Origin of the sequence: Amycolatopsis speibonae (assembly GCF_042647925.1) — a bacterium.
GTDB lineage: Bacteria > Actinomycetota > Actinomycetes > Mycobacteriales > Pseudonocardiaceae > Amycolatopsis > Amycolatopsis speibonae.
The window spans coordinates 97,783-108,146 of sequence record NZ_JBHRWK010000054.1 but is presented as its reverse complement, the minus strand read 5'-3'; the positions used below and the strand labels follow the sequence as shown (position 1 = coordinate 108,146).

11 protein-coding genes are annotated in these 10,364 nt (G+C 68.4%); 8 read left to right on the top strand and 3 right to left on the bottom strand.

Going from position 1 to position 10,364, the window contains the following annotated elements:
• Positions 1 to 253: 253 nt before the first annotated feature.
• The 3 genes from ACFOSH_RS30155 to ligD are packed head-to-tail and all read left to right on the top strand — an operon-like array spanning position 254 to position 3,528.
• Positions 254 to 1,405 carry a DUF1015 family protein gene (locus tag ACFOSH_RS30155; RefSeq protein WP_378242583.1) on the top strand — a complete coding sequence of 384 codons (1,152 nt, stop codon included), beginning with the start codon at positions 254 to 256 and terminating at the stop codon, positions 1,403 to 1,405.
• A 39-nt stretch (positions 1,406 to 1,444) separates the two neighbouring features.
• The gene (locus tag ACFOSH_RS30150; protein ID WP_378242581.1) at positions 1,445 to 2,524 is read left to right on the top strand and encodes an ATP-dependent DNA ligase; all 1,080 of its coding nucleotides are present in this window, start codon (positions 1,445 to 1,447) and stop codon (positions 2,522 to 2,524) included.
• A complete protein-coding gene (ligD, locus tag ACFOSH_RS30145) occupies positions 2,521 to 3,528 on the top strand; it encodes a non-homologous end-joining DNA ligase (RefSeq protein ID WP_378242579.1) in 1,008 nt (335 codons plus the stop codon). Before ACFOSH_RS30150 ends, ligD begins: the two co-directional genes overlap by 4 nt.
• A 56-nt stretch (positions 3,529 to 3,584) precedes the next feature.
• On the opposite strand, the gene ACFOSH_RS30140 is transcribed toward ligD, so the two are convergent.
• Together ACFOSH_RS30140 and ACFOSH_RS30135 are read right to left on the bottom strand one after the other, a co-directional pair.
• Positions 3,585 to 3,851, bottom strand: coding sequence for a hypothetical protein (locus ACFOSH_RS30140; RefSeq protein ID WP_378242577.1), 267 nt, complete (start codon positions 3,849 to 3,851; stop codon positions 3,585 to 3,587).
• 109 nt (positions 3,852 to 3,960) lie between these two features.
• Positions 3,961 to 4,977 (bottom strand): CobW family GTP-binding protein, encoded by a 1,017-nt coding sequence (locus tag ACFOSH_RS30135; protein ID WP_378242575.1) that lies wholly within the window; start codon positions 4,975 to 4,977, stop codon positions 3,961 to 3,963.
• A gap of 375 nt (positions 4,978 to 5,352) precedes the next feature.
• On the opposite strand from ACFOSH_RS30135, the gene ACFOSH_RS30130 reads away from it, so the two are divergent.
• The 4 genes from ACFOSH_RS30130 to ACFOSH_RS30115 all read left to right on the top strand — a co-directional run bounded on the left by ACFOSH_RS30130 (position 5,353) and on the right by ACFOSH_RS30115 (position 7,932).
• Positions 5,353 to 6,561 carry a nitric oxide synthase oxygenase gene (locus tag ACFOSH_RS30130; RefSeq protein WP_378242573.1) on the top strand — a complete coding sequence of 403 codons (1,209 nt, stop codon included), beginning with the start codon at positions 5,353 to 5,355 and terminating at the stop codon, positions 6,559 to 6,561.
• An 88-nt stretch (positions 6,562 to 6,649) separates the two neighbouring features.
• Positions 6,650 to 7,156: a flavodoxin domain-containing protein gene (locus ACFOSH_RS30125; RefSeq protein ID WP_378242571.1), complete on the top strand. Its 507-nt coding sequence runs from the start codon at positions 6,650 to 6,652 to the stop codon at positions 7,154 to 7,156.
• 38 nt (positions 7,157 to 7,194) lie between these two features.
• A complete protein-coding gene (locus tag ACFOSH_RS30120) occupies positions 7,195 to 7,464 on the top strand; it encodes a DUF1905 domain-containing protein (protein ID WP_378242569.1) in 270 nt (89 codons plus the stop codon).
• A complete protein-coding gene (locus ACFOSH_RS30115; protein WP_378242567.1) occupies positions 7,465 to 7,932 on the top strand; it encodes a hypothetical protein in 468 nt (155 codons plus the stop codon).
• A 97-nt stretch (positions 7,933 to 8,029) separates the two neighbouring features.
• Here the strand turns inward: ACFOSH_RS30115 and ACFOSH_RS30110 are convergent, their stop codons facing one another.
• The gene (locus tag ACFOSH_RS30110; RefSeq protein ID WP_378242565.1) at positions 8,030 to 9,550 is read right to left on the bottom strand and encodes a sialidase family protein; all 1,521 of its coding nucleotides are present in this window, start codon (positions 9,548 to 9,550) and stop codon (positions 8,030 to 8,032) included.
• Between the two features lie 188 nt (positions 9,551 to 9,738).
• On the opposite strand from ACFOSH_RS30110, the gene ACFOSH_RS30105 reads away from it, so the two are divergent.
• A complete protein-coding gene (locus ACFOSH_RS30105) occupies positions 9,739 to 10,356 on the top strand; it encodes a hypothetical protein (protein ID WP_378242563.1) in 618 nt (205 codons plus the stop codon).
• Positions 10,357 to 10,364 lie beyond the last annotated feature (8 nt).

Here is a 10,364-nt window from a genome sequence, read left to right as displayed (position 1 = left end):
CCACCGAGGGCACCGCCGTCGCGATGATGGTCGAGTCGAGGGCGATCAGGCCGGAACACAGCATCACGGCGATCAGGACAGGGCCGCGTTCGGAGCGGAAACCGACCCCTTCCTTCGCGGTGACCGGGGCCGGGGTGGTCATCTGTGGCGGTCTCCTCGTACTCATGAAAGGCGTCAACTGCTTCGCATGGGTAAGCATTCCACGGAGACGCCCGGTCATGGGACCGATTTTTTCCGTGAGGTATCCCGCAAAATGGATCGGATGAGCACCTGGATCCGCCCGATCGACCGTGGCTGGGTTGTCCGCGACGCCGTCCCGGGGCCCGACGTCGACGAGTTCGCCGACCCGGACCGGGTCGCCGCCGCGCTCGCCGGCGCGCGCGGTGACAGCCTGCTGGCGGTCCAGCATCCGGCCAGGACCCCGGCCGCGCTGGCGGGCGGACTCTCGATCGAGGCGGCGCTGCCGCAGGCCAGGGCGACCTTCGAGCGGATCCGGGAGCGGCACTATCGCCCGGTCACCGCCGTCGTCGCGCCGTATCGCATCGACGGGCCGGACGGGGTCGCGCTGGGCGTGCTGTGCCTGGTCGATCCCGCGGCGGTCCGGGACGACGGCGTGACCCGGGTCCGGCACACCGAGGACGTCTATCCGGACGTCGTCGAGGAGCGGGCCGCGATGCTCGCCGGACTCGGCGTCGCCACGAGCGCCGCCATGCTGGTCCCCGCGACCGGCGGCCGTGAGCTGACCGCGCTCATCGAACGGATCTGCCGGGGGCAGGTGCCCACACTGTCCACAGTGGACGGGGTGGGCCGCAAGCACGAACTGTGGCTGGCCGGTCCGGGCGACGACCAGGACGAGCTGCTGGCGACCCTGGACGAGCTGGATCTCCTGGTCGCGGACGGCAATCACCGGGTCGCGGCCGCCGCGGAGTCGGGGCGGGGCGCGTTGCTGGCGCTGGTCACCGGCGGGCCGGGACTGCGGATCGGGCCCATCCACCGGGTGCTCGCCGGCACCGGTCTCGACGCGGAGACGCTGGTCCGGCGATGGACGGAGTCGGGGTTCGACGTGCATCCCGGGCCGCCGAGGCCGCCTGCCGAAGCGGGCGAGGTGACCGTGGTGGCGGGGGCGTCGGCCTTCCGGGTCGTGCTCGGCAGGGCGGGCGGCGATCACGCCGTGGTCGAGCAGGTGCTGCTCCGCGAGGCGCTCGGCGTCGATCCGGAAGGGCCGGAGGTGCGGCCGTTGCTGCCGGGAGTCCCGGTGCCCGAAGACGCGGACGCGGTGGTGTTGCTGGCCCCGGTCCCGTACGCGGAGGTGCTCGCCGTGCACGCGGCCGGGCTGCGGATGCCGAGGAAGGCCACCTATTTCACGCCGAAACCGCGCAGCGGACTGCTGCTTGCGGAGCTCTGACGCCGCGCTTTTGTCGGTGGTCCGGCTTAGGATCACCTCGTGGAATTGCCCGTGATGCCACCCGTGAAGCCCATGCTGGCCAAGGCCGTGCATGAACTGCCGCGCACGCCGGGGCTGCTGTACGAGCCGAAGTGGGACGGCTTCCGCTGCGTGGTCTTCCGCGACGGTGACGAGGTCGTGCTGGGCTCGCGCAACGACAGGCCGTTGACGAGGTACTTCCCCGAGCTGGTCGAGCTGCTCAAGGAGGCGCTGCCCGAGCGGTGCGTCGTCGACGGCGAGATCGTGCTGGTCACCGAGGGCGGGCTCGATTTCGAGGCGCTCCAGTTGCGCCTGCACCCGGCGGCGTCCCGGGTGAACAAACTGGCGGCGGAGACGCCGACCAGTTTCGTGGTGTTCGACCTGCTGGCCCTGGACGACCGGAATCTGACGCCGGAACCGTTCGGGGAGCGGCGGAAGCTGCTCGAAAGCGTCGTCGACGCGAAGTTCGCCAGGGTGCATCTCACCCCGGTGTCGGAGGACCCCGACGTCGCGCAGGACTGGTTCACCCGGTTCGAGGGCGCGGGTTTCGACGGCGTGATGGCCAAACCCGCCGACGCACCGTACGAACAGGACAAGCGGGTGATGTGGAAGGTCAAGCATCAGCGGACCGCGGACTGCGTCGTCGCCGGGTTCCGGTGGCACAAGGACGGTGTCGGCGTCGGTTCGCTGCTGCTCGGGCTCTACAACGACGAAGGCGTCCTGCACCACGTGGGCGTGGCCAGCAGTTTCACCGCCGCGAGGCGTCGTGAGCTGGTGGACGAGCTCGCGCCGCTGCGGGAGAACGCGCTGGAGAACCACCCCTGGCGCGAGTGGGCCGAGGCCCATGAGGAGGCGGGCGGCCGCATGCCGGGCGCGGGCAGCCGATGGGCGCCGCAGAAGGACCTGAGCTGGGAGCCGGTCCGCGTCGAATGGGTCGCCGAGGTCCGTTACGAGCACGTCGAGGGCACGCGGTTCCGCCACGGTGGCAGGCTGGTGCGCTTCCGTCCCGACCGCGAACCGGCTTCGTGCACGTACGCGCAACTCGAAGAGGTCCCGCCCGCCGAGCTGGCCACGTTGTTCACCGAGCTGGGGGAAGCATGAAGTCGGAACCGGTCACGCTGGACCTCGACGGCGTCGAGTTCACGGTGTCCAATCCGGGCAAGGTCTACTTCCCGGAGAACGGCGAGACCAAACTGGACCTGGTCGAGTACTACCGCGCGGTTTCGAAGCCGCTGCTGGCGCAACTCGGTGGCAGGCCCCTGTTGCTGGAACGGTATCCCGACGGCGCGGGCGGGAAGTCGTGGTTCCAGAAGCGGGTCCCGAAGAACGCGCCCGACTGGCTGACCACGACGGTCGTGTCCACCCCGAACGGCACCACTTCGGACGCGCTCGTGGCGAAGGACCTCGCGCACGTCATCTGGGCGGTGAACCAGGGCTGCCTCGGGTTCCACGTCTGGCCGAACCGGGCCGACGCGCCGGACATCAGTGACCAGCTGCGCGTCGACCTCGACCCGTCGCCGGGGATCGGTTTCCCCGAATTGAGGCACGGTGCCGTCCTGACGAAGGCGCTGCTGGACGAACTGGGTATCACCGCGCAGATCAAGACTTCGGGCTCACGCGGTCTGCATCTGTACGTTCCGCTGGAACCGAAGTGGGACGGCTACGAGGTCCGCGCGGCCGCCGTCGCGCTCGCCCGCGAACTCGAGCGCCGCCACCCGGAGGAGATGACGGCGCAGTGGTGGAAGGAAGAACGCGGCTCCCGGGTGTTCGTCGACTTCAACCAGAACGCGCCGCACAAGACGGTGTTCGGCGCGTGGTGCGTGCGGCCGCGGGTCGGCGGGCAGGTGTCGACGCCGATCGGCTGGGACGAACTGGAGACCGTCGAACCGGACAAGCTGACCTTGTCCACTGTGCCCGCTCGCCTCGCCGAACGCGGAGACCCTTGGGAGGGAACGAAACCGCAGTCGATCGAGCCGCTGCTGGAAATGTCCCGGAAGGACATGGAGAACGGGCTCATGGACGCGCCCTGGCCACCCGTCTACCCGAAGATGCCGAACGAGCCGCCCCGGGTGGCGCCGAGCAGGGCCAAGAAAGAGAGCATTTAGTCCTCTGAATGCGGTCCTTGCACGCGCAACTACCGCATCCAGAGGACGAAACGCGGTCAGAGGGGTAGGTCGAAGGCGAGTTGCGTGTTCACGGCGGGTTCGGCCTTGCGGGTGGAGCGGTGGCCCGGCAGGGTCGCGGCGCAGCGTGGGCACGGGGCGACGTCGGTACCGGTGAGATCCACCGGCGTCCACAGCCGGGATTCCTTGTCCCCGCAGGCGGAACGCCGGTAGCGCAGGTCTTCGGAGCGGGTCATCAGGTGCGCGGCGGGGGAGTCCTCCGGCAGCGCGCCGACGAGATACCAGCGTCCGGCGGTGTTCGTCATGGAACTGTCCTCCCGATACAGGTGGTCCAGCTCGAGATTCCTTCCGCCGACCAGTGTCAAGGAGGCGCGCGGCGATACCGGGTATTCCGGGGCCTTTCGGCGTGTCGGATCAGTCCTGGATGAACCGCAGGACGCGCAGCATTCCCCGCTCGTCGACGACTTCGGGATCGTCCGCGACGCATGCTTCGAGGCGCGCGGTGACGGCCTCCGTGTCGATCCCGGAGCCGATCAGCACCAGCTCGCTCCGGCGTGTCTGCCCGGACGGCCACGACGACCGCTCCAGCTGGATGAACGAGCCCACCGTGTGCAGGCCGAACCGGGATCGCGGGCCGTTCGGGCCGAAGTCGAGGAAGCCCTTGATCCGGTAGATCCCGGCGGGGCGCTGTTCGAGGAAGTCCATCAGCCGTCGCGGGTCCAGCGGCCGCTCGGTGGTGAAGGCGACGCTGTCGTACGCGGTGTGGAAGTGGTGCTCGTGGTCGTGCTCCTCCTCGCGGAGGTCGTCGAACGACAGCTGGCCCGCCCGTTCACGCGGCTGGGTGTCGAAGAACAGCGCGGGGTCGATCCGGCCGTGGGACGTCGCGATCACCGGCGTGCCGGGCGCGATCTCGTCGATCGTGCCGCGCAGCTTGGCCAGGGCGTCCTCGTCGGCCCGGTCGGTCTTGTTGAGCACGACCAGGTCGGCGAACCCGAGGTGCTCGTCCAGTTCCGGGTGCCGTTTCCTGGTCGCCTCGAACTCGGCCGCGTCGACGAGTTCGACGAGGCCGCCGTAGGCGATGGCGGGGTTCTCGCTGGCGATCATCAGGCGGATGAGGTCACGCGGTTCGGCGAGCCCGCTGGCTTCGATCACGATGACGTCGATGCCGGCCTCGGCCTCGGAAAGTTTGGCGAGCATGGCGTCGAGGCCGCTCGCGTCGACGGCACAGCAGAGACAGCCGTTGCCGAACGACATCATGGTGTCGACCTGGCCGGAAACGGCCATCGCGTCGACCGCGATGCTCCCGAAGTCGTTGACCACGACGCCGATCCGCGCACCCTGGCGGTTGGCCAGCAGGTGGTTGAGCAGCGTGGTCTTGCCGGAGCCGAGGAAGCCCGCGACCAGGATGACCGGAATCCGCCTGTCGACCACGATTTTCCTTTCCGCCGGGATCCTCGCACTCTAGCGATGGTCGAGGTGGGTCAATACACCGGTCTGGGGAAAGAGGAGAAGGGTGGACGGAGAAATACGCTCGAAAGAGTGATGAACAACGATCATAAAAGTGATCTTGGGTAAGCGTGATCATTTCGGGTGACGTAATTCGGTGAATATCCCGCGAAGTCCTACTCAATTCCAAATATTGTCGTCGGCAAGCTCTCTGCCTGCTGAAATGTCATCGCGAGCGAGGCTTCTGCCGTTTGGCGGATCGTCCTCGTCTTTCTGTGGGGTATCGTCTTTCGTCTGGTCCGGACCCGGCCATCTCGCCGATCAGGCATGATCCTCCGGGCATTCCCGAGCGCAGGAGGAATGGTGATCGTTCCCGCCGCTGGTGCCGGCGTCGAATTCGGAGAGTGGGAGGCCGAGGTATCGGCGGCCTCCATGCGGGTGACCGACATCCCTCGCTTGCCTCCGGAGGTGAAGTCACGGGGACGGAGCGTGGACGTGGCCGAGGCGGAGGACTTCCTCCGGCTCTTCCACGCCGAGACGGACGGCGGGGCCGTGCGGCTGCCTGAGCGGCTCGAAGGGGTCCGTGCCGAGATCGACGAGACCGGGACCTACCGGCACACCGCGGCCGAGGTCGAGTTCGGTGCCAGGGTCGCCTGGCGGAACTCCGCGAGGTGCATCGGCAGGCTGTACTGGCAGGGGCTGAAGGTGCGGGACCGTCGTGATGTCGAAGGCGCCGACGCCATCGCCGACGAGTGCTTCACCCATCTGCGGGAGGCGACCCGGGACGGCCGGATCCGCTCGACCATCACCGTGTTCGCGCCGGACGGCCCGGCGAAACCCGGGCCGAAGATCCACAACGACCAGCTCATCCGGTACGCCGGATATCGGCTCAGCGACGGCTCGGTCCTGGGCGATCCGCGCCACGCCGGCTTCACCGAGATCGTCCGGGAGCACGGCTGGCGCCCGCCTGAGCGCAAGGGTTCCTTCGATGTCCTCCCGCTGCTCATCGAAGCCGAATCGGGGGACCGGCAGCTGTTCCGGCTGCCGTCGGACGCCGTGCTGGAGGTCCCGTTGTCACATCCCGACCACCGCTGGTTCGCGGGCCTCGGGCTGCGCTGGCACGCGGTGCCGGCGATCAGCAACATGCGGCTGGTCATCGGCGGGATCACCTACCCCGCGGCGCCGTTCAACGGCTGGTACCTCGCCACCGAGGTCGGCGCGCGCAACCTGGCCGACAGCGACCGCTACGACCTGCTGCCGGTGATCGCGGACCTGATGGGCCTGTCGACGAAATCGGAGCGCACCCTGTGGCGTGACCGCACGCTGGTCGAACTGACGCTGGCGGTCCAGCACTCCTTCGACGCGGCGGGCGTGACCGTCGCCGACCACCACACCGAATCGCGGCGGTTCCTCACGCATATCGCCAAGGAAGAGCGCGCGGGCCGCCGTTGCCAGGCGGAGTGGAGCTGGATCGTCCCACCGCTGTCCGGCGGGCAGACAGCGGTGTTCCATCGCTACTACGACGAACCCGATCCGGCCGCGAGACCGGCGTTCCTGCCTCCCGGGTAGGGCACAGACGGGTGAAGAGGTGAGCCGGATGCGGCGTGTCGATAGGCTGGACGGTGGCCTGGGTTGCGGCCGTGCGGACAATGGAGGCATGACCGCAGTGCTCGTCGCTCACGCCGGCCGATCCGGCGGGACAAGGGAGATCGCCGAGGTGATCGTCGCCGAGCTGCGGGAAGGCGGGCTGACGGCGGATCTGCTGGACGCCGCCGAGGTCGAGGACGTCGAACCCTACGGCGCGGTGATCGTCGGGAGCGCGCTGCATCACCGGCGCTGGCGGCCGGAGGCGGTTCGCCTGCTCACCGAACACGAAGAGGCGCTCCGGAACCGGCCGGTCTGGCTGTTCCACAGCGGGCCTTGCGGGCCGTTCGCCGCGGGCAAACGGGTCAGCCTCCCCGCGGGGGTCGCGTTGCTGGCCGCGAGGATCGACGCCGAGCGCACGGCCACTTTCGGCGGCAGGCTCACGCCGTCCACCGCGCGCGGCCTGCTCTGGAAGATCATGGCCATGGGCCCCTGGGCCGGCGACTTCCGCGACTGGCCGTCGATCCGGGCCTGGGCGCGCGACGTCGGCCGCCGCGTCCGCATCCGTGTCGCCCTCTGAAGCCCGGTTTCGTCGGTGCCCCGTCGTAGGGTGCTGCCATGGACAAACAGTTCACCGCGACACTGCTCAAGAGCCCGGAGAAGGGCGGCTGGACGTACGTGGTCATGCCCGGCTCCGCCGAATTCTTCGGCACCAAGGGGCTGGTGAAGGTGCGCGGCACGATCGACGGGCACGCGTTCCGGAGTTCGTTCATGGCGCTGGGCGACGGCACGCACAAGCTCCCGGTGAAGGCCGAAGTGCGCAAGGCGATCGGCAAGGAGGAGGGCGACACCGTGGACGTCGTCCTGCTCGAAAGGCTGGAGGGCTGAGTGGCCGCCGAATGGAAGCCGTCCCCGGTCATCAAGATCTACGAGGCGCTCGGCGCGGTGGCCGACGGGCGGGTCGAGATCGACGGTGACACGGCGCGTGTCGTGTCGTCGGACAAGGCCAAGACCTACGACGTCGGCCACGATCCGGCCGCGGGGTCGATCACGGCCAACGACAACGGGTCCTACTGGCAGGGATACCTCGGGTACCCGGGCATCGCGTACCTGATGGAGCGCGGCGTGCTCACCTACGACAAGAGTCTTGCCGGGGAGCTGGCCGGTGTGCCGTGGAAGGAACTGGCCACCGAGTACCGAAACGACTGGGCGAAGGTCGAGAAGCACGTCCGCGATGGCCTGTCCGGCCGTGGCGTGGAGCTGGACCGGTTCGACGCCGGGCTCGCGGAGATCTCGGGTCAGCTGGAGAAACTGGGACTCACCAAGCTTTCACCGCGGTTGAGGCCGCCGAAGTGACCGATACCGCGTGAGACAGCCTTTGCGGCCGCTATGAAAGGTCCTTTCCTGGCAAATTTCGCAAGGAAAGGACCTTTCATAGCGTGTGCCGGAGCGCTCAGCCGCAGTGACCGGACGGGCTGTCGTACTTCGCCCCGCCCGCGGAACCGCCCCACTTCACGCATTTGTCGGCTGCGGCCGCCTTCACCGGACCGGCGAACCAGGCGAACGACCCGGAGTCGGAGAGCCGGGAAGATCCCGCGACCTCGAGGTAGGCCGAAGTCGCGGTCGCGGTGCCCGCCGACGCGCTCTTCATCGTGCTGACACAGTTCTGTCCGTTGGAAGCGTTGTAGGACAGGTAAACCGTGCCCGCCGTCCCGAGCGGGGCCGAGTCGATCACGCCGTATCCGCCGCCGCAGGCCGGGGCTCCGAGCGTCGTCTCGGTGACGGTCGAGAAGCGGATGGTCTCGTTGGCGTTCCCGGCAGGGCCCGCTTCGTACAGCACGCCGACCGAGCCCGAGGACAGCTGGACCATGTCGGAGTACGCGGAATCACCGCTCCACACCAGCGTCCCGGCGGAGTTGCCCTGCCAGTTCGCGCCTTCGTCGAACGACGACCGCACGACGAGTTCCTTGCGACGGTCGCAGACCGACGGCGCGGCGAACAGGATCCGGTTGTACTTGCCCGCCTTGTCGGTCGCGGTCATCCGCGCGGTCGAGGCCTGCACCACCGGGGTGATCAGGTCCTCCTCGAAGGTGAACTTGGTGGAGAAGCTCGCCCCGCCGTCGGAACTGATGGCGTAGGCGCGGTTCTTCGCACCGCCGCTGAGGCATTTGTTGCCGTTGTTGGCCTGGTTGCGCGCCGCCGCGTAGACCCGGCCGTCGAGCAGTTCGGTGACGCTGATCTCCTGCGGGTTCAGCGAAGCCGACTTCGCCAGGGTTTCGGTGGCGCCGCGCTTCCAGGTGACACCTTGGTCGTCGCTGTAGACGAGCGCGCCGCTGTTCTTGTCGTCGTCGGTGTAGCTCATCCCGGCGACGATCCGGCCGGCGTGCGCGCCCCGCGTCAGCACGATGCCGTGTGACGGACCGGTCGCGAGCCAGCCCGGCGCGGCGTCGAACCCGAGTTGCGTGGTGAGCACCTTGGGCGCGGTCCAGGTCTTGCCGTGGTCGTCGCTGATCGAGACGCGCGGAATCCGGTTGCAGTCGGGGTTCTTGACGCATTCCAGCACCGAGAGCAGCACGATCCGCCCGGTGGAGGGGATCACGATCGGCGTCGGATTTCCTTTGGTGTCGCCGAAACCTTCGATGACGATCTTCGGGGCGCTCCAGGTCTTGCCGTTGTCCGCCGAGCGTTTCACGACGAGGTCGATATCGCCGCTGTCGTTGCAGAAGCCGGCGCCGCCGTTGCGCCCTTCGGCGAACGCGAGCAGTTCGCCGTTGTTCGCCTTGACGACGGCGGGGATTCTGAAGCAGTCGTAACCTTCTGTTTTCTCTTTGTACACCAACGTGTTCCCGACGGTGGCCGCCGAGATCTGGTCGCCGGTGGCCGGGGTGGCGAGGGAAGTGGCCGGGGATGCGCCGACCGCCGTGGTGGCGACGAGGGCCGCGAACAGGCCCTGTGCGACGCGGGAGAGCTTCACGGGAGTGCTCCGTCCTGGAATCGATTCCGGGTGACGGGGCATCAGAGTCCTTCCGGCTCGTACAGCCGTCGTACAAGGCCCGTACAACCCGGTTTCTCGTTCTGTGTCAGGTGACGCAGAACGAGAGGCCGTTCCCTGTCAAAGTTCCTTCAGCCGGCCACGGCGCGAGTTCGGAAGGGGGAGGGCCGATGAAGGTGTTCGATCCGGAGGGGCGTGAATGGGCGATCGATCACCGGTTCGCGCCGTGGCGCCGGTGGGTGCAGCCGTTAGCTCTGTTCAGGGGTGGATACCGGCATTACAGGCTCGCCCCGGACTGGTGGCTCCACTTCGACGACGCACCTGAGGCCCGTGCCGACGAAGCCGAGGGCCGCGAAGGCGGACCCCTTGCCAAGGCGGCGATGGGTCTGCTCGGGGCGATGTTCGCGGTGGAGGCGCTCGTGATGTTGCCGGTGTACTTGCTGGGTGGGCTCCTGATGCTGCCGTTCCTGCTGCTGGAACTGCTGGGCCAAGGCATCGCGGGCTCCGTCGCCCTGGCCGTCCGGCGGTTCCGGCGGGCACCGGCGAGGGTCGACGTCCTCGGCTGGCACAGGAAACAGAACAGCCTGGCCTCACTGACGATCCTCAAGGTGCATGAAGACCAGGCGGGCCCCTTGGTCACCGAACTGCGCGACCTGTTCCGCGACCGGGTCATGTTCGACCCCGGTGACCCGGACGTGCACGAGGCGCTCACCCGGTTCGGCGCGCGGGTGGAACGGCACCGGACCCTGCTTCGTCGGAGGTCTGTGTCGAGATCCGCGCACCGATGAGGGGGTAA

Excerpts from the sequence above, each read along its gene's own strand:
- ACFOSH_RS30125 (WP_378242571.1), top strand. The coding sequence starts at position 6,650 with ATGACCGCAGTGCTCGTCGCTCACGCCGGCCGATCCGGCGGGACAAGG.
- ACFOSH_RS30120 (WP_378242569.1), top strand. The coding sequence starts at position 7,195 with ATGGACAAACAGTTCACCGCGACACTGCTCAAGAGCCCGGAGAAGGGC.
- ACFOSH_RS30130 (WP_378242573.1), top strand. The coding sequence starts at position 5,353 with ATGGTGATCGTTCCCGCCGCTGGTGCCGGCGTCGAATTCGGAGAGTGG.
- ACFOSH_RS30105 (WP_378242563.1), top strand. The coding sequence starts at position 9,739 with ATGAAGGTGTTCGATCCGGAGGGGCGTGAATGGGCGATCGATCACCGG.
- ACFOSH_RS30155 (WP_378242583.1), top strand. The coding sequence starts at position 254 with ATGGATCGGATGAGCACCTGGATCCGCCCGATCGACCGTGGCTGGGTT.
- ligD (WP_378242579.1), top strand. The coding sequence starts at position 2,521 with ATGAAGTCGGAACCGGTCACGCTGGACCTCGACGGCGTCGAGTTCACG.
- ACFOSH_RS30140 (WP_378242577.1), bottom strand. The coding sequence starts at position 3,851 with ATGACGAACACCGCCGGACGCTGGTATCTCGTCGGCGCGCTGCCGGAG.